The organism is Chitinophaga sp. 01L420, assembly GCF_056399985.1.
Genome location: NZ_JBFTSK010000002.1, coordinates 129,046 through 154,907 on the forward strand (window position 1 = coordinate 129,046; position 25,862 = coordinate 154,907).

15 protein-coding genes are annotated in these 25,862 nt (G+C 44.4%); 2 read left to right on the top strand and 13 right to left on the bottom strand.

What is annotated here, in order from left to right; genetic code table 11:
* Positions 1–51 precede the first annotated feature (51 nt).
* On the top strand, positions 52–1,500 hold the full coding sequence (locus AC1DP6_RS02265) for a two-component system sensor histidine kinase NtrB (protein WP_477053392.1): 1,449 nt from the start codon (positions 52–54) through the stop codon (positions 1,498–1,500).
* Positions 1,501–1,606: 106 nt separating this feature from the next.
* On the opposite strand, the gene AC1DP6_RS02270 is transcribed toward AC1DP6_RS02265, so the two are convergent.
* The 3 genes from AC1DP6_RS02270 to AC1DP6_RS02280 form a co-directional block, all read right to left on the bottom strand.
* Complete coding sequence (locus tag AC1DP6_RS02270; RefSeq protein WP_477053393.1) at positions 1,607–3,040, bottom strand: sigma-54-dependent transcriptional regulator; 1,434 nt, start codon at positions 3,038–3,040, stop codon at positions 1,607–1,609.
* 72 nt (positions 3,041–3,112) lie between these two features.
* Positions 3,113–3,475 (bottom strand): response regulator, encoded by a 363-nt coding sequence (locus AC1DP6_RS02275; RefSeq protein ID WP_441577713.1) that lies wholly within the window; start codon positions 3,473–3,475, stop codon positions 3,113–3,115.
* Between the two features lie 7 nt (positions 3,476–3,482).
* Positions 3,483–5,756 (bottom strand): glycosyltransferase, encoded by a 2,274-nt coding sequence (locus tag AC1DP6_RS02280; protein ID WP_477053394.1) that lies wholly within the window; start codon positions 5,754–5,756, stop codon positions 3,483–3,485.
* Between the two features lie 425 nt (positions 5,757–6,181).
* Between AC1DP6_RS02280 and AC1DP6_RS02285 the strand changes: the two genes are divergently transcribed.
* Complete coding sequence (locus AC1DP6_RS02285) at positions 6,182–6,460, top strand: hypothetical protein (RefSeq protein ID WP_441577711.1); 279 nt, start codon at positions 6,182–6,184, stop codon at positions 6,458–6,460.
* A 116-nt stretch (positions 6,461–6,576) separates the two neighbouring features.
* Here the strand turns inward: AC1DP6_RS02285 and AC1DP6_RS02290 are convergent, their stop codons facing one another.
* The 10 genes from AC1DP6_RS02290 to AC1DP6_RS02335 form a co-directional block, all read right to left on the bottom strand.
* Positions 6,577–7,599 (bottom strand): NAD(P)H-dependent glycerol-3-phosphate dehydrogenase, encoded by a 1,023-nt coding sequence (locus AC1DP6_RS02290; RefSeq protein WP_477053395.1) that lies wholly within the window; start codon positions 7,597–7,599, stop codon positions 6,577–6,579.
* Between the two features lie 168 nt (positions 7,600–7,767).
* Positions 7,768–9,150, bottom strand: coding sequence for an efflux RND transporter periplasmic adaptor subunit (locus AC1DP6_RS02295; protein WP_477053396.1), 1,383 nt, complete (start codon positions 9,148–9,150; stop codon positions 7,768–7,770).
* A gap of 25 nt (positions 9,151–9,175) precedes the next feature.
* Complete coding sequence (locus AC1DP6_RS02300) at positions 9,176–10,525, bottom strand: TolC family protein (RefSeq protein WP_477023646.1); 1,350 nt, start codon at positions 10,523–10,525, stop codon at positions 9,176–9,178.
* 145 nt (positions 10,526–10,670) lie between these two features.
* A complete protein-coding gene (locus AC1DP6_RS02305; protein WP_477053397.1) occupies positions 10,671–11,336 on the bottom strand; it encodes an ABC transporter ATP-binding protein in 666 nt (221 codons plus the stop codon).
* An 81-nt stretch (positions 11,337–11,417) separates the two neighbouring features.
* Positions 11,418–13,826 (bottom strand): ABC transporter permease, encoded by a 2,409-nt coding sequence (locus AC1DP6_RS02310; protein ID WP_477053398.1) that lies wholly within the window; start codon positions 13,824–13,826, stop codon positions 11,418–11,420.
* An 11-nt stretch (positions 13,827–13,837) separates the two neighbouring features.
* Complete coding sequence (locus tag AC1DP6_RS02315; RefSeq protein WP_477053399.1) at positions 13,838–16,222, bottom strand: ABC transporter permease; 2,385 nt, start codon at positions 16,220–16,222, stop codon at positions 13,838–13,840.
* Positions 16,223–16,241: 19 nt separating this feature from the next.
* Complete coding sequence (locus AC1DP6_RS02320; protein WP_477053400.1) at positions 16,242–18,614, bottom strand: ABC transporter permease; 2,373 nt, start codon at positions 18,612–18,614, stop codon at positions 16,242–16,244.
* 109 nt (positions 18,615–18,723) lie between these two features.
* Entirely contained in the window at positions 18,724–21,102 is a 2,379-nt protein-coding gene (locus AC1DP6_RS02325) for an ABC transporter permease (protein ID WP_477053401.1), read from the bottom strand.
* A 2-nt stretch (positions 21,103–21,104) separates the two neighbouring features.
* Positions 21,105–23,492: an ABC transporter permease gene (locus AC1DP6_RS02330; RefSeq protein ID WP_477053402.1), complete on the bottom strand. Its 2,388-nt coding sequence runs from the start codon at positions 23,490–23,492 to the stop codon at positions 21,105–21,107.
* A gap of 12 nt (positions 23,493–23,504) precedes the next feature.
* Entirely contained in the window at positions 23,505–25,862 is a 2,358-nt protein-coding gene (locus tag AC1DP6_RS02335; protein WP_477053403.1) for an ABC transporter permease, read from the bottom strand.

The window sequence follows — 25,862 nt, forward strand, 5'->3', positions numbered from 1 at the left end:
CTTTATTGCTGTGATTCTTGTCTTTTATTGCCAAACTACTAATCTTAAGCGATGAGCGAGCGCCCGATACACATTTTAATGATAGATGATGACGAAGATGATTTCTTTCTCGTAACGGAATTGCTGCACGACATTTCACCCGGACAATACATACTGGAATGGGCATCTACCTACCAGAAAGGTATCGCTGCACTTGAAACTAATACACATGATGTATTCCTCGTAGACTACCGCCTGGGGCCGAATACCGGTATCGACATTCTGCACCGCATACAACAAATGCCCAATCAGCTGCCGGTAATTATGCTTACCGGTAAAGGCGATTATAATATTGACCAGGAGGCCATGCTGGCCGGCGCCTATGATTACCTCGTAAAAGGAGAAATTACCGCCGACCTGCTGGAAAGATCTATCCGGTATGCGGTAGATGAATATAATCACCTTCGTACCATTGAGGATAGTGAGAAAAAGTATTATGGCATCTTTGAAAAAGCACATGATCTCATTATACTGGCAGATGGAGACAGCAACATTATAGATGCCAACCCTGCCGCACTGCGGACATTACATTACAACAGAGAACAAATACTGCAACTACATCTGCGGGACCTCTTCATCTCCAAAGAACAAAGCGATAATTTCCTGGCTGACATATATAACAATGGATTGCCTGGTAGCCGGGAATATGAATTTAAAACCGCGGAGAATAAAAAACTGGTAGTGCTTATCAATGCAGTTACACTGGATGAAGCAGCACAGATATTCCTTTGTGTGATACAGGATATTACAGATAAAAAAAGAGAAGAACAGGAGAAACAACACCAGGAAAAGTTTGTAATCACCGGCCGTATTGCCAGGGTGATAGCTCATGAGGTAAGAAATCCGCTCACCAATATTCTACTGGCTGTTAGCCAGTTTAAAGAAGAAGAAGATGTGGTGGCCAATGAAGATGCGCTCCTGTATACCGATATCATTGAACGGAATTGCACCCGTATTAATCAGTTAATTACGGAACTGCTGCACAGCACCCGTATGATAGAATTGCATATAGATAATTACGGTATCAACGAACTGGTAGAAAAGGCGTTACTGCTGGCGCAAGACCGGCTGCAACTGAATGAAATAAAGGTAGAAAGAAACCTGGTGTCTCCGGATATCATGGTAAGTGCCGATGAAGAGAAAGTAGTGATTGCTTTTCTTAATATCATCATCAATGCTATTGAAGCGATGATACCAGGAAAAGGCATACTAACCATTACGAGTATACGTAGTCAGGATAAAGCCAAGTTAATGATTGGCGATAATGGAATGGGCATTCCGGAAGAGAAGCTGGCCAGGTTGTTTGACCCGTTCTACACCAGCAAGGCTAAAGGCACTGGTCTTGGGTTAACCAGTACACAAAACATACTTTTAAATCACAAAGGAACGATACATGTAGATAGTGAAACCGGGAAGGGAAGCGTATTTACCATTGCACTTCCAATTATGCTTCCAGTATAATTGAAATTACGAATTAGGAATTACGAATTACGGATTTGTGGGTAGATAGTAAACGCGTATATCTACCCACAAATCCGTAATTCGTAATTCCTAATTCGTAATTTTCTTAGTAGTTAATATTCAGCAAACGCAACTTATTATAAAGTGTTTTGCGATCTATATTCAGTACTTGTGCTGCTTTTGTTTTATTATACTTTACTTCTTTCAGCACATTAATAATCTTATTATACTCTGCCTGCAAGGCCACTGTCTTCAGGTCATTATCGTTGGATAACATCGCCAGTTCACCTGAAACATGGATTTCTTCGGGCGCCTGTGAAAATGATTCTTTCATTTCCAGCGGCAGGGCGATCATGGTAATGTCTTCCATTTCCGGTGTCAGCAAACATGCTCTTCTGATGACATTTTTCAACTCACGGATATTACCAGGCCAGTTGTATTGTTTGAAGCAATCCCATACTTCCGCAGAAATTTTTCCGCAGGATTTGTCCAGTTCTCTCTCTACCTGATTTACAAAAGCAGTAGTAAATAAAGGCAGGTCATCGCGGCGTTCTCTCAACGGCGGAATATAGATAGTGAATTCGTTCAGGCGGTGAAACAGATCTTCTCTGAATTTGCCACGTTGTACAGACTCAGACAACTTCTCATTGGAAGCTACGATGATGCGTACATCGATCGGAATTTCTTTCAGACTACCTACTCTGCGTATTACTTTTTCCTGCAGCACGCGAAGCAACGCCACCTGTATATCGTAAGATAAATTGGAGATTTCATCCAGGAATAGTGTACCTCCCTGTGCCTGTTCAAAGGCGCCTATTTTGGTATTGATGGCGCCTGTAAAGGAACCTTTTTCATGACCAAACAGTTCGCTGGCAGCCAGTTCCTTCGAAAGACTACCACAATCCAATGCCACAAACGGCTGTTGATTTCTTTTGCTGTGATGATGAATCAAATGGGCGACGGATTCTTTACCGGTACCGGTTTCGCCAAAAATAATCACACTATAATCAGTAGGTGCCACCAGTTTAATCTGACGGATTAATTCTTTGGCGCCTTCACTTTCACCATATACGTATTTGTCGTTTTTATCGTTCTGACTGCGGGATAATAATGTTTCCCTCACTTCCGGCTCACTGCCAGATTCCACTGGTCTTACCGCTTGTCTTTCCTGTTCGGATTCCTTATGTGCAAAGGCTTTATGCACCAGGCTCAGAATTTCATCCGGATATAGTGGTTTAGAGAGGTAATCGTATGCACCATTTTTCACCATTTCCACAGCCACTCTCACATCCGTATAACCAGTGATAATGATCACAATAGTGGCAGGATTGATCAGGCGGATATCTTGTAGCAGTTGTGCGCCGTCAGTATCTTTCAGCCTGTAATCACAAAGTACCAGGTCATAGGTTTTCTCCTTCATCATTTTCAGTGCGGCACTACCTGTCATGGTAGTATCCACATCAAATCCATGCTTCCCGAGAAACTTACTCAGGAGCGTACAGATATTAATTTCATCGTCTATGATCAGAATATTTTTCATACTTCTTTAATATGTGGTAATTGGCAACAGAAAAGCTTAGTTAAAATTACTAATTATATAACTAAGAGGCACCTAGCTTTTAATTGTGTCTATTAGTTCATCAACATGTTTTACGCTGAAAGGTTTAGCCAGAAAAAATGCCGCTCCTGCTTTCAGTGCTGTTTGTTTCTCCATCGCATTGTCATACGCGCTGATGGTGATGACGGGTAAAGTCGGACATTTCTCCTTTATCACCGGCAATGCTTCCAGTCCTGATCCATCTGGCAGATGGATATCGAGAAAAAGCAGGTCCGGTTGATGTTTGAAGATGGCCTGCATACCTTCTCCCAGCTCATGTACATACTTTACGGTATACCCATGGCGTACGAGTGTAAGTTGCAATAACCTGCAAATATCCGGTTCATCGTCAATTATAAGAATACTGGGATATTTCATTGTGCTATCAGTTGAAGCCGAGTCGGACAGGCTCCAGGCTATTTTGTTTCGTTGTAACATACTTATGTTTATTCCATTGTTCCATCAAAAGTCTGGCAATCAGATAACACACGGTAGATTCAGCGCCCTGGTTCTGGTTTATATTATTTTTCTCCAGGCCGTCGTAGCAACCGTAAGTTAGCGGATTATACACCAGCTGTTTCAGGTGATTATTACCTAAATACCAGCTAAATGCCAAACGCATTTTCTCCAGATATGATTTATTCTTTGTGATATTATAAAACGTGTTCATTGCCAACATCGTATAAGCTACTTCGATAGATTGTTCTCCACCATCTTCTGATTGTTGGTTGGTATGCCTGTGGTACCATGTTTTATTGCTGATGACCTTCATGTGACTATCGGTAAAGGTTTTGCTGCAAAGGAACGTCAGACTATCTTCTGCTGTTTTACGATATACTTCTACCCCTGTCACATAATATGCCATCATCATGGCTTCGGGCAGTACTGCATTACCGTATGTCAGGTAAGATTCATACCAATGCCAGTTTTCATCTGCCTCGTCTTTGTAGTTATTATACAATTTTGCAGCCAGAATATTTAAGATCTCTGCTGCTCTTCCACCTTGTTTGTACTTTAAGAAGTAGTACAGGCCTTTAATGGCAAAGGCGATGGCTCTTGGTGATTGCAATACCTCCATCCAGTTAAAACACTGTCTGAAGAGTGATAATGAGTCCTGTACGGCATCAAACGGGAGACTTCTGTGTGAAGACAGTACGTACCCCAAAGCCCATACTGCACGGCCGTTGGCATCTTCCAGGTTTACTTCTTCATTCATGGCAGAAAAGTCGCCGTCAATATCCACATAGTTGAGGAATTTGCCGGAAGGTTTCTGGCAATAGCCTATAAAATCAATGTATTTGCGGCATAATGAATTTACAAAGCTGCTGGGCTTCAGTTCATTGCTATACATACACATGGCAATGAGTGCGCGGGCGTTATCATCCAGGGTGTAGCCGAATTCAGGATCGGGTATATCATGCTTGGAAAACTGCAGCATTCCAAATTCGTCTGTCATACGATCGATATGATCGAGGTATGGAGGCGGCAGATTAGGCAGTATTTTATCTTCCACCAAGGCTTCGCTGATCACGCTCATGTGGGCAATCGCTACATTTTCCCAGATAGAACTGCGTGTTTTTTCAATAGCCGACTGGCTCATTTGCTGTCTTAGTGCAGGGTTTCCCAGTAATAACAGGGCGCTTGCCGCGAGTTGTTCCGGGTTATTGAAATCGATCAGACAACCAGCTCCGTCTTCCAGCATCTCACGAGCCTGTACAAACGAGGTAGAGATGATAGCGCAGCCTGCGCTCATCGCATACACGAAAGTGCCGCTAACCGCCTGATGTGGGTCTTTAGACGTAAAGAGGTATATATCTGTCAATGATAAATAATCGAGTAATGTTTTCAGCGAGAGATAGGAGTTGACAAATCTCACATTCTGCTGTAGTCCCAGTTCAGTGACCAGTTCTTCCAGTGAATTTCTGTATTTCTCTCCTTCTCTGGAAAATATCACCGGATGTGTTTTTCCCAGTACCAGATATACCGCATCAGGATATTGCTTTACAATATCTTTCATGGCTCTGATAGCGGTTTCTATACCTTTATTTTCGCTGAGCAGGCCAAAGGTGCTGAGTACCATTTTTCCTTCCAGGTTATAATGTTTTTTCAGTGCTGGTACATCTTCTACGATGTGCGCGTGTGTACCGTGTGGTATGTGTACAATTTTATCGGCAGGCACGTGGTATACGCCGCGCAGTAATTCAGCGGATGAGCGGGTCATCACAATCACTTTTGCGGCCAGTGCGCTGATAAGACTTACTACTTTGGTGCATTTATGGTCCGGGTAAGGTAATACGGTATGGAAGCGGACTACAAAAGGCTTATCCAGTAAGGAAAGCATCGCTAACAGGTTATGTCCGTATTCACCACCATACAAGCCAAACTCGTGTTCAAAACAAACCAGGTCTATTTTATCGTTCTCATTTATTTTCTGGGCAAAATCAATACAGTTGTCAATATCGAATGGATTAACAGAGTATGTAACAGGCGTTTGTTTGATGTTGGCAGGTTTTCCCGATTCTTCCAATGCAGCTATTTCAATGTTCAGGTTGCCGGCAAAATTCTTATTCATAGCATTTACCAGGTCCTGCGCGAAGGTAGCAATGCCGCATTCGCGTGGCGGATAAGAAGTAACAAAAAGCAAGGTTCTAATCTTCATGGTAAAAATTTTATGCAACGCAGTTAACAAGTAACCAGTCCCCCCTCATTCCTGGAGCAGGATGTAGGATGTTCCAAATATCAATCCAATGCCTGCCTTGAAGGGTTGCAGCGGATTTGTCCGGCAAAAAGTGTGGAATAATCTCCACACCATTTGCCCCCTATCCACAAGTACCGGAACAGATTTATATTTTCTGTATTTACATTCTATTAACGGTCTCTATAAACATAATTATTTATAATTGTATTGTATTTCACAGGCAGGGATGCATAAGCTGGCACAAATGACAATATTTAATCAAAATCGGCTGTCAATATTGTTCTTTGTCCATATCAGCTTAATTTAGCTGAAGTATGACCACCCAAGCTACCATGTGAAACACAACTAACCATTCCATTTTCTCATTTAAACCCAAAATCGTCGTTATGCGCAACATTGCATGTACATTCAACGTAGATGGAATACCGACCAAAATCAATTTGCGGAAGTTACCGCGGCAAAGGAGGTTTCAGGCTATTATAGACAGGAATATTACAGAGTATATCATCTCTGACGAAACAAATGAAATTGAATATTATGAAGGGCCGGTGTTAAGCGAATATCTTTTTACCAGGATTGCTACCCTGATTAAACAATACTTCCCAAATGTGCGGGCTATTATGAAGATTGGGGAAGATAACTACGAGGACTACGATGATTTTTAGGATATACTTTCCCGCAAAACCATAAACAATGACCAGAATGGAATCGAAGGGAGATGATGGGAGTTTTTTCCCCTAGATTCCATTTTACTTCTGTATTGATTTTGCGGGAAATAACTTTATATAAAGCCCTTCTCCAGCGACAGGAATGCTTCTGAAGGATGCACCTGCTGCCACAAAATAGCATATACTGCCTGGGCTACCGGCATATAAGCCCCAATATTCCTGTTCATTTCGTGCATACACTTGCTGGCATAATACCCTTCTGCAATCATATTCAGCTCCAGCTGTGCAGCCTTAACGCTGTATCCTTTTCCGATCATATTTCCGAAAGTACGGTTACGGCTATGTAATGAATAGCAAGTCACCAACAGATCACCCAGATAAGCACTGGCACTGTAATTATGTACCATCGGCTCCGTTCCTGCCACAGCAGCCTTCTGTTCTTCATACTTTTCCAGGAAGTCCTGCATTTCCCGGAAGCAATTGGTGATAAATACGCTGATGAAGTTATCACCATATTCCTGTCCGTGTGCAATACCTGCACCCAGCGCATAAATATTTTTAAGTACTGCCGCCAGTTGCACCCCTATTACATCAGTATTTACAATAGTTTGAAGATAACTGCATGTAAACTTATCCGCAATAGCCTGCGCAGTGGCAACATGGGTACCTGAAAAAGTGAGGTAAGAGAGCTTTTCATTGGCTACTTCCTCCGCATGACAGGGACCAGTTATGGTGAAGTACTGGCTGGCCGGTAAATTGAATTGTGCATCCAGGTATTCTCCTATCAGCACATTGTTACTGGGTACCAGGCCTTTAATAGCAGAAATAATGTGCTTGTTCTGCAGGGCATCCGATGGCAACTGGCTTAGTACATCTTCCAGAAAAGCAGAAGGCACCGCCAGCACCAGCTCATCACAAGCAGCTACTACCGTCTTTACATCGCTGCTGAGCGATAACAGGCTGGTATCGAAATATACAGAAGTGAGATAGTGTTTATTATGATGACGTTGCTGCATATGACGAATCGTATCTTCATTTCTGATCCACCAATGTATATGATGCCCGTTGTCTGTCAGGATTTTTGCCAGGGCAGTAGCCCAGCTGCCACTGCCAATTATACCAATGCTCTTGCTCACAGTGCAAATTTTTACGCAATGTAATTAAAAAAGCAGTTAGCCATTAGCTTTTAGCTTTTAGCAAAAAAATGCAGCAGAGAAAGAGCGGTAGTTATTATTCTACTTTACCCTTGTCTTTGCTGCATTTTTTTGCTAAAAGCTAAAAGCTAATGGCTAATTGCTTAAAAGTTATTTTGTCTGTCCTTCAAACAGGTCTGTTTTAGGCACCACCTTCACTTTCTTACCATTTTCCAAAAGACGGGAGATGGCGGTGTATGGTGCGCTGATAACCTGGTCGCCGGCACTAAGACCGGAAGTGATTTGAATCCAGGCATCATCCTGTACTCCTGTTTTCACGGCAACCATTTTCACAGTACCATCTTTCTGTAATATAAACACCACTTCATTTACAACGGGCTTTGTATTGGCAGAAGAACCAGGAGTAGTATCGTCCTGTTCAGGTTTCTTTTTATCTCCGTGACCCTTGGTCGTATCTGCATCACGGGTAGTTACCGCGTTAATCGGAATGGTGAGTACATCATTTACGTGTCTGGTTTGAATATCCACGCTGGCGCTCATACCCGGGCGGAAAGGAAAGGTCCTTTTGCCCACCTTGTCAATCAGGTCCTGATAGCTCGATGGCAGAACGCGGATATGTACAATATAGCTGGTTACCTGTTCTGCAGAAGAAGCGGTGCTGGCAGTCGCCGTGGCAGCGCCTTTGCTGGAACTGGCAATTTGCGTTACAATACCTTTAAACTGACGGTTATTATAGGCATCCACTTCAATGATAGCAGTGTCGCCATATTTTACTTTAGGTACATCGTTTTCACCTACATCTACCTGTACTTCCATGGTATTCATATCTGCAATGCGGAGCATTTCAGTACCCGTCATTTGTGCGGTACCTACTACACGTTCCCCTTTCTTTACAGATAGTAAGGAAATGATACCACTCATTGGTGCGGAGATGGTGGTACGACCCAGGTTTTTATTGGCTTCATTCAGATCCGCTTTGGCGCTCTGGATGGCAAATCTATTCCCGTTTATTTGTTGTACTGCTGCGTTATAATCTGCCAGGGAGGCGAGATAGGTTGCTTCAGCTGTTTCGAATTCTGATCTGGAGATCACTTTCTGGCCAAGTAATTCTTTGTTACGGTCGTAAGCTGCCTTGTTCTGGGCCAACCGGGCTTTAAAAGAGTTGAGGGCTGCAGATGAATTGGCTAACTGGGCTTGTTGCTGACTTACAGAAGCCGCTGCCTTATCTACCATAGATCCGTAAATATCTGCGTATATCCGTGCCAGTACCTGTCCTCTTTTTACGGAATCGCCTTCCAGCACAAGCAGGTCAGTGATTTCACCGGATACATCGGAGCTTACTTTTACTTCTATTTCAGGATAAATTTTCCCGCTGGCGGTTACTACTTCTATAATGTTTCTGTTAGAAGCTTTGTCTACTGCAACTTTAATCCCTTCTTCCTTACCAATAACCCCGGACGCTTTCAGTACCAGGAGCAAAATAACGAGTGAACAAAGTATGCCTATGAGCCAATAAAGTGTCTTTTTCTTCATAAAGCAATTTAATTTCCCGGCATCACTACAGCGATATTTTCTGATCTCTGTAGAATTCCAGCAATTTCATTTTAAATATGTAATCGTATTGGGCCGATACCTTATCTACCTGCGCCCTGAATAATTTACTTTGGGTGGTGATGTAATCAATGGTATTCATTAATCCGAGGTTAAAGCGTTTGGTGGCAAAATCATACGCTTTTTGTGCCGCCATTACCCCGGTGGATGATGCATTATATTTCTGTAATGCTGCTACAGCATTGGCATGTGCGGTATAAATATCCTGTTTCAGCTTCTGATTGTCAATATCACGGGTCAGTTCCTGGCTGTATACATTCATTTTTGCTTTGGCAACAGTGGTACGCTGCTGCCAGCCATTGAAGATAGGGATACTCAAATTTACCCCTATATACTTCCGGAAGGTATTATCGATCTGCTGACGAAATGGTATCAGCTTATTAGTCTGATCGTAATAGTTATTCGCATAGTTGGTGTTCAGGTTACCTCCTATACCCAGACTCGGATATAATTGTGCTTTAGCAGCCTGGTAAGCCTTTGTTGCGCTCTGGATCTTTAACTGATCGGATTTAACCAACGGATAGTTTGTTAAAGCAGCGCTGTATACCATTTCCGGGGCCATTTCCTGCAATGGTGCCAGGGGCAGACTGCTAATATTTTCCGGCACCTCTGGTTTGAACGGGATTTCAAATCCCAGGTTCAGATAAGCTTTTATCTGGAGAATAGAAATGATGACATTATTCTGCGCAGTAACCAGATTGGTACTGTCCTGCGCCAGCTGGGCTTCCAGGTCGGCCTGGTTACTTTCTGGTACGGAACCGGCAATTACCAGTTTCTTGGTATTGTCCAGGTTAGAATTAGTCAGCCTTACGTTTTCTTCATTTACGTTAACTGTCTGAATATTGAGTAGTATCTGCAAAAAGGCGGTAGCTACATTAAAAGCCAGGTCGTTTCTTGCTTTTTCCAGCAGGAAGCTGTTGGCATGGGCATCCAGTCTGTTAGCAGCAATCGTTTTTTGCAAATAAAACCAGCTAAAGAGATTACCATCCATATTCAGACTACCATTGGCAGTAAATACAGACTGATTAACATACTGGTTGTTTCCCAGAGCGGCAAGCCTACCATCAGAATATCCCGCGTCCGTAGATGCTCTGAAATTAGGAATTCTTTGCAGCTGGCTTTGCTGTAAAGTCAGGTCGGCGAGGCGTTTCTGCACCACCTGTTGTTTAACCGTCAGGTTATTTTGCAAGGCATAATCCACACAGCGTTGCAAGCTCCACGTATCCTGTGCTACAGCGGATGATATGTTAGCAAACAATAAAACCAGGATTACTCCTGCTATTCGGGATATTCTCATAACATACCAAAAATATAATAATTGTGATGATACTTTTCCACCTTTCTTGATAGAAGGCAAAAATTTAACAGGTATGGCAGTATACCTCATAAATTGAGTGTACAACATAATCTTTTTTTTACAAAATTCTAAAAAGTGACCGGCCTTACGGTTGTATTTGACCATCGCGGATCTGAATAACGCGGTTACCATAGGTGGCATTCACGTCTGAATGGGTTACTTGTATAATGGTGATCTTATCCTGCTCGTTTAGGTGTTTGAACAACTGCATGATAACTTTCGCCTGGTCAGAATGCAGGTTACCGGTAGGCTCATCGGCCAGGATAACGCGCGGTTCTGCAACAATAGCGCGGGCTATACCTACCAACTGTTGTTGTCCACCAGATAGCTGGTTAGGGAACAGGTCTTTTTTTGCCACCATATTAAAACGATCCAACACATCGGCTACCCGGCTTTTTCTTTCCGAAGTAGGTATGTTCTTATACAGTAAAGGGGTTTCAATATTTTCGTATACGGTCAGCTCGTCTATCAGGTGATAGGCCTGAAACACAAACCCAATGGAGCCGCGATGCAGCTGGGTACGTTTTTTTTCGTTCATTTTGTCTACACGCTCTCCTTCAAACAGATATTGCCCTTCGGAAGGCTCTTCCAGCAGCCCCATAATGTGCAGCAGTGTGGATTTCCCGGAACCGGAAGGGCCCATGATAGATACGAACTCTCCTTCATTAATAGTGAGGTCAATATCTTTCAGGATGTAATTTTTTCCGAATCCAACCGGGTAATGCCTGGAAATTTTCTGCAATTGTATCATGATCGGTTAATTTGTTTTTTTGATAATTGTGATGTTGCTGCATATCGGCATAGCAATATAATTAAAAGTAATTGCCCGCGTTTACTCAGATTTTAATGCATTTACCGGGTTGCTCCATGCCGCCCGGGCGATTTTTATACTCATAGTGGCCAGGGCCAACAGGGCCATTAACCCACCTCCTATCCCGAATACCCACCAGCTTACAGGGGTACGGTAGGCATAGGACGCCAGCCAGTGCTGCATAGCCCACCAGGATAACGGGATGGCCAGTACGAAAGCAATACCCACCAGCTTCATAAAATCGGAAGTAAGCAGTGTAATCATTTGCCAGGCCGTAGCTCCCAATACTTTGCGGATACCTATTTCCCGGGTACGCTGGTTGGTGGTAAAAATAACCAGGCCCAATAATCCCAGGGCGCTGATAAAAAATGCCAGCCCTGCACACCAGTTTAATAAGGTGGCGGTACGTTGCTCACTTTGATACAGCCCTTCTATTGTTTTGTCCAGGAACTTATAACTGAATTCCTCCCGGGGATATACTTCTTTCCAGGCTTTTTCGATTTTAGCAATGGCATGTTTCCATACCAGACCACCTTCACCCGGTTCCCGCAGCAGAATATGCATGTTACGATGCTGTTTTTCCGCCCAGCTGGCAATGGCCATTGGAGGTATGGCACTGCGCATACTACCGGAATTAAAGTTTTTGACTACGCCTACAACAGGATGTTCGTTGATAATAACGCCTATCACATCCTGTGGATGTTTGAAGCCAAATGCTTCCACTGCCTTTTCATTCAGCAGCCATTCTGAAATGGTGTCTGTTGTCCGCAGGTTTCGGCCAGCTAATAGCTGCAAATGATACACCTGCGTGTAGTTGCTATCGCCGTAGCGCATTTCCATGTTCCTGGCAATATCTTTTTTGCCGTCATTATAATTGAGCGTAGTGGTTACCGTACCGCCAAAAATAGGCGTATAATTTCCTCTGCTCACCAGGTCAACTTCCGGTATGGCTGCGATCTTTTCCTGCAGCGCCTGGCGTTTGTTACCCTGCTCATCATAAAAGGGGGTATTAGCCACCAGTATGGCATCTTTCCGGAAACCCAGATCCTTATTAATGGAATAATGAATTTGTTTACTCACTATCAGCGTAGCTATAATAAAAAACTGCGCTACTACAAACTGGGAGATAGTCAGTGTTTTACGCAGCCACACTTTACCCCCTACTGCATTCACCTGTGATTTAAGTACGGCCACCGGCTGAAACTGTGATAGTACCAGGGCCGGATAAATACCCGCGAGCAATGACACGACTACGCATAATGCACACAGGAAAAGCAATACCGGTGCAGTATACAATGCTACGCTGGAGAGTTCTTCCGGTAAAAATGATTTGAAGGCCAGCAAAATGCCAGGGGCTATCAGCAAAGACAACAAACCTGCCACCAGCGTCAAGATAAACGTTTCACTAAGAAACTGCGTCATCAACTGCATGGTGGTGCTACCCATTGATTTGCGGATGCCTGTTTCCCGCGCACGGCGTGCTGCCTGGGCGGTAGTAAGATTAATAAAGTTGATACCCGCCAACATCAGTAGTGCTACTGCTACCATTCCAAAGGCATATAACTGCGATCTGCTGGCAATACGGGTAAATCCACCATACTCTCTGTTAAAATGAATATCGTTCAGCGGTTGTAATTGTAATATCGCTGGTTCATCGCCTTCTTTGTGTTGCTGACTAAGTTTGGCCAGTTGGGTTGTCACACTGCTGGCGTCTGATGCATTCTTCAGTTTTACCAGCAACTGGGTAGTAGCGCTGGTATTATTCCAGCTGTCGGATATAAAAATATTTTTGAGTCCCCCGGTATAAGCCGTGGAGAGAGCAATGAACTCATTATACCTAAGGTCGGTATTTCCCTTCAGATCAGCCACTACGCCGGTAACGGTGGCGTGAATGCTGTCATCATAGACGATGTCCTTACCAATAACCTGCACCGGTGTTAAGCCCGGGAAATACTTCTTTACCCGGCTTTCCGATAATACAACGGTAAAAGGTTCCCGCAGGGATGTTTCCGGAGTGCCGTACAGCCATTGATAATTAACGAGGTCAAAGTAATTTTTATCTGCGTAAATGATGTCATAGCTCTTATTCTTAAAATCCTTGCCCGCTACGGTAATTCTCCCCGTCACATCATTTACAAAATAGAGTGCAGCAGTAGTCACGGCCGGTATGTTTTCCCGCATGGCTGCTGCCACTGGTACCGCTACACCGGAATTTTTTACGCTGTCGCCGCTAAAATGAATATTAGACACCACGCGGTACATGCGATCACCATCATTTTGAAATTTATCAAAACTGTTTTCATAATGTACCAGCAAATACACCACCAGTGCAGCAGTAATGCCCACTACCAGTCCCAGGATATTAATCAGGGAAAACACTTTATTGCGCCAGATACTTCTTAATGATACCAGTAGATAATTTCTAAACATGATGCGGAAATTTATTCGGATCTAAGACTTTTGACAGGGTTCATTAATGCGGCTTTCACCGATTGAAGACTTACTGTCAGCAGGGCGATTACAATCGCTATTGCACCGGCCAACAGGAAAATCCATATACTCAGATGGGTATGATACGCGAATGTTTCCAGCCAGTTATGCATCGCATACCAGGCCAACGGAGCCGCCATACAGAGTGCGATGAGGACGAGCTTAATAAAATCTTTAGACAACAACGCTACCAGGTTAACCGGAGAAGCGCCCAGTATTTTACGGATACCTACTTCCCGGGTACGCTGCTCTGCAGTAAAAGCTGCCAGCCCCAGTAAACCCAGGCAGGAAACCAGGATCACCACGGTAGAAAAGGTCGTCAATATCGAACTGGTCCTGAATTCTGATTTGTATAAACTATTGAAATCTTCATCCATGAAGTGGTATTCAAATGGTGTTCCCGGCACATATTCGTCCCAGATCTTTCCTATGCCGGCAATCGTTTTGGGGTCATTTTTACCGGAAGTTTTAATCAATATTTCTCCGAAATAATCATACTCTGGAAAAACAATGATCGGCTCAATTTTGCTTTTCATAGAGGCAAAATGAAAATCCTGCATAACGCCCTGAATGGTGCCTACGCGGCCATTCATGACCATCCTTTTGCCGATGGCTTCTTCCGGTTTCCAGCCCAGGTGGCGCACACCGGTTTCATTCAAAAAGAAGTGATTCACCCTGGCACTATCCGGCCGCTGTACATCAAGCACATTGGCAGCCGTTAGATCGGCACCCGCAATGAGCCGGATGCCCATGGTACGCAAATAATCTTTCTCTACCGGGATAGCAGTAACCGTCATGCTGTAGTCGGCCGGCTTACCCTCCAGTCTACCAATGGTATAGCCACCGCCGACAGCTACGGGCGAATCATAAGATGCGCTTACTTCCTGCACATCCGGCTGTTGTAATAACCGGTTTTTAAGTGTTGCCAGTAACTGTGGACGAATATGGTCGCCGGACAACACCAACACATGTCCTCTGTCGAGTCCTAGTTTTTTATGTTGAATATAATTCAGCTGATTACCTACTACCAGTGTGCAGATAATAAAGAATACTGAAGCTGCAAACTGGAACACTACTAATGTTTTGCGGATATTACCACCTGTGGCGTAGGTCATWCTTCCTTTCAACACCTGTACCGGCCGGAATCGGGATAATAATATAGCCGGATAAGTACCTGCCAAAAAAGTGGTCAATAAAAACACCAGGGTCAATAAAACGTAGATGCGGTATCCGTTAGCCAGGCCCATCGTAAGCCGGACATCTGCCATATTATTAAACGAAGGCAGTAATATCAATGCCAGGAGAACACCTATCACCATAGCACAACTGGTGATCAGGGTAGATTCTGCCATAAACTGCCAGAATACCTGTCCGCGTACTGCTCCCAGTGCCTTGCGCACCCCAATTTCCCGGCCTCTGTCGGCCGACCGGGCAGTAGCGAGGTTCATAAAGTTGATGCAGGCGATCAGTAACAACAGGATGGCTACTATGGTCAGGATAGTATTATAGCGGGCATCGCCACTGGCTTCTGTGGCGGCGCCCGCTATAGAATACATGTGAATACCCGTCACTGGTTCCGGCACAAAATCAAGGGTCGCGCCATTCCTGGTCACCTCTTTCAGCATATCCTTAATCAAGCCACCAAGGCGTCGATGTAACCCTTCTGCTCCCCCATTGCCGGCTACCTGTACATAGGTGAAATAGTTCGGCGAATTCCAGTTATCTTTTAGTCCTAAAGACGCATAGCTGGCCACAAAATCAAACTTCAGGTGTGTATTGGCAGGAGCATCTTCTGCTACGCCGGTAATCTGGTACTCCGTTTTATCGTTTATTTTCAGGTTTTTGCCGACTATGTCTGTGGTGCCAAAATACTTCTTCGCCATGGAGACCGATAACACGATCATATTGGGACCACTGAGTACTGAAGTGGCGTTACCAGCGATTAGTGGGAAAGAGAACATCTGAAAAAATGCCGGATCGGCATATATAAATCGTTGTTCATTGGCCACTTTATCACCATACTTTACCGTACTGGCGTATGGATAAACCCTCGACATCTGCTTTACCTCCGGGTAATCCTTTACCACATTTCCCAGCGCATTAAAGTTATACGCTGTATGGATAACCGGCTGATCTTTCTCACCATAATCAGTACGAATGCGATATAATGTCGCAGCATTCGTGTGGAATTGATCATATGTCCATTCGTTCTGCAGATAAAGCGCCAACAGTATAAAGCAGGCAATGCCTGTTGCCAGACCGGTGATGTTGATCACCGAATACAGCTTACGTTTAACAAGATTCCTTACTGCCGTTTTTAAATAATTACGCCACATACAAGTGCTGTTTAAAATACTAATCTCTTTTCAGGCTATCTACCGGGTTAGCCAATGCAGCTTTCACCGATTGCATACTCACAGTTAAAAATGCGATCAACACCGCCACCAGACCGGCTACTGCAAATACCCACCAATTTATGTTTACATGGAATTCAAAGTTCTGCAACCAGCGATGCATGAAATACCAGGCGGCAGGTGTGGCAATCACTACAGCCACCAGTACCAGGCGCAGAAAATCTTTGGACAACAGTAATACGATGCCTCCAATAGAAGCCCCTAATACTTTGCGGATACCTACTTCCTTTCTCCGTTGTGCCATTACCAATACTGCTATGGCAAATAATCCCATACCAGAAATAATGACGGCAAGAATAGCCCCCGTCATAAATATTTTTGAAAACCGCTGCTCCTGCTGATACAGCCTTTGTGTATTTTCATCCAGGAAAGAAGCCTCATTTTCTGCCAACGGGTTTAAATTCTTCCACACCGCTTCTATATTCTTCAACGAGGCGATGGGATTACGCGTTTCTACTTTTACAAAAATATAGTAGAGCGCAGAAGGTTGATTCATGATCATTATCAATGGATCTATCTTCTTACGCAGGGATTCATAGTGATAATCTTTCACTACGCCGATCACATGTACGGGCATATCATCTCCCATTTTAAACTCCAGGCCCACGGGGTCGGCTACCCCAAGTTGTTTGGCCATTCCTTCATTAATAACAACAGCTGTACTGTCTGTGCCGTAGTTGCGGGAAAAATCACGACCGGCTATCATCTTCAAATCCAGCGTAGTGGCATAGTCATAGTCCACCACCAGGCATTGCGTTGTAATATGCCCGTCTTTATAACTAAAGCCCCTGGTCCAGTTGCCGGAAGAGCCATCGTTTCCTAATCCCAGATTAAGCATACTGCCTGTAACACTTTTTACTTCCGGAAAGTTAGCCAGTCTGGCGCGCATGGCTGCAATAGCAGATGCCGGCGCATTATCCAATGGGATGCTGATGACTTGTGTGGCATTGTATCCTAACGGGGCTGACTGTATGAATTTTAGTTGTTGCCAGATAATAGAAGTGCAGCTGATCAGGGCTACGGCCACCACAAACTGTACGATAATCAGGCTGTTGCGTACGCCACTGCTTTTCGACAATCCCAGCTTGCCTTTTAATACTTCCAGGATATTGAGGCGGGCTACTTTCCATGCAGGATAGCCTCCGGCCAGCAGCGTGATGACAAAAAAGCCAACTACGATACCGGCTACTACGTTTAAATTATGGAATATGCCCAACGCAATGTTATGACCAAATACCTGGTTGTAATAAGGCAGGATCGTTATCATGAGGAACACACTCAGCAAAAATGAAAAGCAGCATAGCAGGAATGCTTCTGCCCAAAACTGCAGTAACAGCTGTCTGTCCTGCGCTCCCAGCGATTTTCTCAGCCCTATTTCTCCACTGCGCCCAAAAGACCGGGCAATAGAAAGGTTAATAAAATTGATACAGGCAATGCTAATGATCAGCGTAGCCAGGATCACCATCAGCCAGGGATAAAATTTGTTCAGACCACTATTAAATGCGCCGTTCGGGCTCAGATGAAAGTCTTTCAGGGCCAGGGCTTCCATCCAGAACACTTCTTTGCTTTTAGCCGTTGCACCTACATTCTTTTCCATGTCCTCAATTTTACCTTTGTAGTATTTGTGTAAAAGCGGAACAATATTTTTTTCGAAAGAAGCAGGCTTTACGCCCGGTTCCAGTTGTACAAACAAGGGAAAATTAGAAGCATTCCATTCACCTTTGGTTTTGGCATATTCCGGTTCATTTTCGAAACGGATCAGGAGCGCGAACTTCAACCCTGAATTGTCCGGAATATTGGCAACGACGGTACTTACGATAAAAGGTTGCCATTTGCCGCCCAGATCCAGCTCTATCGTTTTCCCTACCGGTTCCTCATTTTTAAACAAGGTGGATGCTGCTTTTTCCGTAAGCACAATTTGATCCAGCTGCTGCAGGGCATTGTCTTTATTCCCTTTCAGCACAGGGAAGGTGAACATCTTTAAATAATCAGCGTTCACCATTTGGGTTTCCAGATAATAATGGTTAGCACCATATCTTACCGGCAAATTATCATTGGCTATAAAGGTGGTATACTTTACGCCAGGAACTTCTTTTTTAATAGCTCCTGCCAGTGGCTGTGACATACTGGAACTGGTTTTCACCTGAGTACCTGTATTTTCTTTACCCAATAGCTGGTAGATATCCTTTCCGTTTTCATGAAAGTTATCGAAAGTCCACTCCCTGTAAGCCGTGAGTGATAACAGCAATGCAGCGCATAATGCAGTACTCATTCCCACAATGTTTACGGCAGCAAACACTTTTTGCTTCTTCAAATTCCTCCAGGCAATTTTTAAATAACTTTTTAACATAGTGGTGTATATAATTATAGTGAAAAAAAGAAGCAGGGTGCGTAGACACACACTCTGATTTGCTGTYCACTTGTTATTCAATTTTTAATGCATTTACCGGGTTCCTGATCRCGGCTTTGATGGTTTGTAGTCCAATGGCCATCAGCGCTGCTGCAACAGCTACAAAGGCCGACAATACAAACATCCAGGGCTGCATATGAATGCGATAAGCAAATTGCTGCAACCACTCCTGCATCAGGTACCAGGCAATAGGTGAGGCGATCACCAATGCTATTAAGACTAATTTTACAAACTCTTTTGAAAGCAGGGTCGTGATTTGTAATACGCTGGCCCCCAGCACTTTCCGTACGCCAATTTCGCGGGTACGTTGTTCCGCCGAAAAAGCGGCCAACCCTAATAAACCCAGTGCAGCGATTAAAACGGTGAGTGCGGTAAATCCGCCGAAAATGCTGGCCAGCCTGTCTTCTGCAGTATACATTTTACCAAATGCATCATCCAGGAAACTATACTGAAAAGGGGTGAGCATATCATAGCCTGCATATATTTTTTTGATCTGATCCAGTAATACAGGGATGTTTTGTTTAGGCGCAATCTTTACAAATAAGCATCCCGGGGTGTTAGCACCCCATGTAGCTGAATTACTTTTTTCCACGGTCAGCCCCAGTGGCTGAATGGCGGCATGCAACGATTTAAAATGGAAGTTCTTCAGTACGCCGATTACGGCTACTTCTTTATTACCCATTTTTATATGTTTCCCTACGGGAGATGGGGTAAGATTGAAGCTTTCTGCTGCCACTTCATTTAATACGATAGTTCCGTCCATGCCCAGTTGCTCCATATCAGCGGGTGGTACCTTCCACTGTAAACCTGCCATGTCAATCAGCGGGCGGTCAATGCGCAGCATGGAAAGCGCCATGCCCGGACGGTTGCCCTCTCCTGCTACAAACCACATATCATACCCATCGTACAAAGGATAACGCGCCGTAGCGGTTTGCATCACGCCATTTAATCCGGCTACCTGTTGCCGGAATGCCTGGTAGTGTGTTCCTATAGAATTCTGAAACGGCAGCATCACTACATTTTCCTGGTTGATACCAGTAGCAGTATGCCGGAAAAAGTAAAGCTGCCGATTAATAACAATACTACAGATGATGAGTACCGCCGCGATGCCGAACTGTAATACCGTCAGCACTTTCCTCACACCAACACCACCCGTCTTACTCATTTTACCTGATAACACGGCAACAGGATTATAACGGGAAAGCACAAACGCAGGGTAGCTGCCTGCAATTAAAACTGTCAGGAAAAGTAATCCTGCATATATCATCAATACAACCGGATGATAGAGGAAACTTACATCTACCTTCAGTTGTAACAAATTAAAAAATCCCGGACGCAACAGCATACAAAGCACTACGGCCAGGCAAAATGCCAGGAAAGCATACATGGCAGACTCCACATAAAACTGCTGCGCAATACGTTTATGATCTGCACCCAACGCTTTTCTCACGCCTATTTCACGGGCACGCACAGTAGCCCTGGCGGTAGCAAGACTCATGTAGTTGATCAGGGCCATTAGCAGGATCAGGCCTGCTACCAAGGGAAACAGCTTCAGATAACGCAGGTTAAATCCGGCGTTGAAATTAGCGGCCATATGTACACTGGTCAAAGGAACCATCACGGCTCTGCCCTCTTCCTTAGACAATTGATTAATATGCTGCTCTGCCTGCCCTGCATAGGCGGCATCTGCCAGTTTGATATAGGTTTTGAAAAGGCCTCCAAAGCCACGATCATCCGTCACAAACGATTTCATGGATTCAATACCGGCCATGCTGGAAACAGATAATAAAAAGTCAGGCTGAATGCTGGAATTGGAGGGTGCATCAGCCATGACGCCGGAAACAACAAAAATATATTTTCCATTAAACCGTAATTGCTGCCCAACAGCCTCATTGGTGCCGAAGTATTTCTTTGCTATGGAAGTGGTTATCACCGCTGTAAATGGCTGTTTAAGCACTTCGACAGGATCGCCCTCCAGCAAGGGGAAAGAGAAAAAGCTGAAGTAGTTGGCATCTGCAAACCAGGTGGCACTTTCCTCATCACGGATAGCAGGATTGGCTACATTTTGCATCACCGTAGTCTCTCCTGGTAAACTACCCATGCGCAGAAAGCTCTTTACGCCTGCATCCTGTTGCAGTATAGCCGGCCCTGTTGCATAATTAAACCGGTCAAACTGTATGGTATCTTTCTCCATCTTTATTTTTTCCAATAAAGAGAAGATCCTGTTACTGTCTTTATGAAAACGGTCGTAGCTCAGTTCATGCGCTACATAGAGCATAATCAACATGCACACGCACAATCCCGTTGCCAGCCCACCAATATTGATGAAGCTATATAATTTTCTTTTAGCCAGATTGCGCCATGCGAGCTTTATGTAGTTGTATAATAACATTGTTAATCGTTCCTCAGGTTGTCAACAGGATTCACTTCAATAGCTCTCCATGTTTGTGAAAGAATGGTAATCAGGGCCAGTAGTATCAGGAAAGCAAAGCTTCCCAACATAGGAAGAATCCCTATACTGACCCGGTAAGCGAAAATTTGTAGAAAAAGCAGACTGCCCAGATACCCTAACGGCAGGGCAATACAGCCGGCAATGAAGATCAGGCGCACATAATTCTTAGACAACAATATCAATAACCCGGATGCACTGGCGCCCAGTATTTTACGGATACTGACTTCTTTTTTGCGGGTAAAGGTAGTATACGCCACCATGCCCAGCAGGCCCAGCGCAGAAATCATGGTAGAAATAAATACCAGGAATCCCAGTAGGGAAATCATTTCCTGTCCGCTGCGGGCGAGTAATTGCTCATCCATCCATTCGGAAGAAAATATTTCACCTGGATGCAATTCCATCCAGRTCTTTTTCACCGCAGCGATTTGTTGTTCCTTATCTCCCTTGGCCATCGACAATTGTAACTGCCTGAATTCAGCAGGACGATAACGAATGGCCATGGGTCGTATGTTTACTTCTATCGGTTGAAAGTTAAAGTCCTGTACAACTCCTACAATATTTACCGGCAGTGAATCAGATAGCCACAGGGTTTTACCGATGGCATCAGCGGGCGTTTTAACCCCCATTACGCTCACTGCTTTTTCATTCACAATTATATATTGTTCCTTTTCTTTAGATGCCGCGGCCGGAAAGCTGCTACCCGCCATCAATTTGAGATGCATCACTTTTAAGAAATCAGCATCTCCCGCATAATAGCCAAACTCTATTCTATCTTTGCTATCGCCGGTTCTCATCTCGCAAAAGCTGGCATCCCGGGGCATGCCGAGTGTGCCGGAACTGGCCGCCACCGTTGTTACGCCATTCAGTGACATCATACGTTCCTTCATCAACTGAAAGTCCACATCTGCCAACGGTACATTCAGAATATCTTTTCGATAGAAACCCATGTCCTTTACCGCCTTATAGCTAAACTGCCGGTATACGGTCACCAGGAAAATGATGGCAGTTAAGGAAAGTGAAAACTGAATAACAATGAGCGACTTCCTCAATCCCAGTCCACCAAACAGTTTAATATCTATCAGGTTCTTCAGCACCTTAACCGGTTGGAAAGACGATAATGCCCAGGCAGGTATAGTACCTGCCACCACTCCGGTGATGATGCTGAATGCCAGGAACAGGAGCAATAGCCGTCCATCCAGCAGGTTGGTATCAGGTATAGGCAACGCCTTAAAGTGAGTACTCTGCATCACTAACAGCAGGATAATCGCCAGGATCAACGATAATATACACATCAGCACAGATTCAGTGATGAACTGCATGAAGATCTGCCAGCGCTGCGCGCCATTAACTTTACGCACGCCCACTTCCTTGGCCCGCTGCAGGGAACGAACAATAGATAAATTAGTATAATTGAAACAGGCGCAGGTCAGGAGCAGCAAGGCCACGCCAACTTCTGTCAATATTTTTTCCCATGGCGGCGCGCTCGTAATATCATCATACAATCCCTGTGAAGGGCTGATTTTACTAAGTGCCTGAGGTTCAAAAGCAATATGACCCTGCCCCTTTCCAGGTAAGTCGTCATACCGGTGGGCCAAATCATTGATGGCTGCCGTTAATGCGGCTCTTCCCTCTCCGGGACGCATCACCACATAGGTGTAACTACTCAGAATAACATTCCAGTTCTGTTCTCTATCCGGCAATACATGGTTTTGCTCCAATGCTGCTACAGACGACATGGAGCCAAATGCTTCATAGCCAATATGTGTCAGGGAAGGTGCAGGTTGTAATACGCCGCTAACAATAAAACTACCCAACTTATCGAACTGTATCACTTTCCCCATAGGATCAAGTGTACCAAAAAATCGTTTGGCCGTTTCGTCTGTCAGCACAATGCTGTTGGGAGTGGTTAAGGCCATGAGCGGATTGCCTGCAGCCAGTTTGAATCCAAAAACATGGAAAAAAGAGGGCGTAGCAAAGGCGCCGCTTATATTAATTTTCTTCTTATTTATTTTACCAGCTCCTGATAATGCCCCATATAACGTTACTTCCTGTTGAATAGCGGTGTAGTTGTTTTTCAATGCCTCTCCCATAGGCAGCGGCGTGCTCGCCATGTGATACTTTCTGCCATCAGGCGTTTGTACCCTGGTAGTAATGCGCCAGGTATGGTCGATATCAGGGTGGAAATTATCGTAGGAGAAATTATTCCGGGTAGAAATCAGTGCCAGCAGGCATACCGCCATACTCACCGCCAACCCGGCAATGTTGACAAAGGTAAATAACCTTTGTCTGCGCAGATTTCTGATTGCTATGATAATATAACGGTAAAACATATACGGTAACGTTTATTCTGATTTTAAAGATTGTACCGGGTTCGCCAATGCTGCCTTTACTGACTGGAAGCTCACTGTAGCCAGGGCAATCATCAATGCCAGCAAACCGGCAGTGATAAAGACCCAGGCAGATAAGTTTACGTGATATGCAAAACCCGATAACCAGTTGTGCATCAGGTACCAGCTCACCGGTGTGGCCAGCATCACGCCCAAACCCACCAGCAACAGGAATTCACGGGAAAGCAATGTAGTTACACTCATCACCGATGCACCCAATATCTTCCGGATACCTATTTCCTTTCTACGCTGTTCTGCTGTAAAAACAGACAAACCAAATAATCCCAGACAGGAAATCAACACGGCCACAATCGCAAACACTTCTGCCAGCTTCTTCAGCATCGTTTCTGACTGGTACATGCTATCAAAAGTTTCATCCAGGAAATGGTAATCCAACGGATATTCCGGATTCAACCTGTTAAAAACTTTTTCTACAGCAGCAACTTCTGCGGCCACATCTCCCTTAGCCAAACGCAGCATGATATAGTTATTATCCTTTGGTTGCAGCATCATCACTACCGGGTTAATATTTTCACGCATAGAGGTAAAATGAAAGTCTTTCACTACGCCTATGATCTTTCCTTTTCCATTCCAGAAGCCAATCTCCTTCCCTACCGGATCTACCATTCCCATTACGCGGGCCGCTGTTTCGTTGATTAGATAGCCGCCTGAATCAGAAGCAAAATCGCGGGAAAATTCGCGGCCTTCCATCATCGATATTCCCAATGTTTTTGTATAATCATATCCTATCACCAATGGTGCCGTATTCACTACCATTTGATCTGGCTTGCCTTCCCAGGCAAGATCAGCGCTACTCCCTCCGATGGATAACGGCAGAAAATTACTGTAGGTAAATGATTTTACCTGCGGCAACTGTGCCAGCGCCTGTTCAATAGCATCCTGCTTAGGATGAAAACCATTGTCCAGTTCTACATACATCACATTTTCACGATCTATTCCCAGGTTGCGATGGTAGATATAATTCATCTGGCTGTAGATGACCACACTGCCCACAATGAAAATAAAAGACAATACAAACTGTATCACCACCAGGTTTTTCCTTAACAGGGAAGCACCTCCGCTGCTGCTAACATCGCCCTTGAGTACTTTCACCGGCAGGAACCGGGATAACACAAAGGCAGGATAACTGCCGGCCAGTAAACCCGTTACCAGCGTTACGACTAATAACCCGAGCAAATATTTGCCAACAATAGGTAGCGTAAAGACAATATGTTTACCCGTAAAATTATTAAACACCGGCATCAGCGCTGCTACAACTACTCCTGCAATGATGGCCGCAATTGCCGCCATCAGTATAGCTTCGCCGGTAAACTGCATAATCAGGGAAGAGCGGGTAGCTCCCAATGATTTACGGACGCCTACCTCCCGTGCACGTCTCGAAGCTTGTGCAGTAGAGAGATTCATGAAGTTGATGCAGGCAATAGCCAACACTATCAGAGCCGTGATAAAAAATAAGCGTACATATTCTATTCTTCCACCTGTTACTTTTCCGTTTTCATATTTTCCATGCAGGTAAACGTCTTCAAAAGGCTGCAGCCACAATTCGTTCTTTTGCGTAGGATTTTGCCGCTTGTAATTTTGCTGCATTTTGGCGGTTAGTTGCGTAATATCCGTACCTGGCCTGAGCACCATATAGTTAGAAATGCTGTAGCTGCCTGGCTTTAGCAACCACGGATCATTCTGTAACGTAAGCGCGAAAGGCATAATGAAATCGAAGGATAGGGAAGAGTTGGCCGGAAGCTTTGCCAGCACACCTGTTACCTGCAAACTCTTTCCATCACCCAGTTTTATAATTTGCCCGATAGGGTCACCATCGCCATAATATTTTTTAGCCAACGCCTCGGTCAACACAATGGAATTAGGCTGTGCCAGTGCGGTATGTTTGTCGCCAGCTACTAAAGAGAAGTCAAATGTTTCCGGGAAGTTAGGTGTAGCATATACTGCCTTCCGCTCTACTTGTGTTTTACCGTTTGTTTTAAACAGCATATTATCTTCAAACGATCTCACCTTTACATTAGCTGTTATTTCAGGAAATGTGTTTTTCAATTCATCTCCTAAAACAACAGGTGTAACGCCCATGGTTCGCATGCCGCCCCAGTCCACATTTACCTGTAGTCGATATATATTTTTACCATTCGCATGAAATTTATCTACGCTGTATTCATCTGTCACCCAGCATAAAATGAAGAAACATACCGCCATGCCAAAGGCAAGCCCGGCTATATTCAGCGCAGCAAAAAAACGGCTTCTTTGCAGATTCCTCCAGGCAATGCGGAAATAATTCTTAATCAT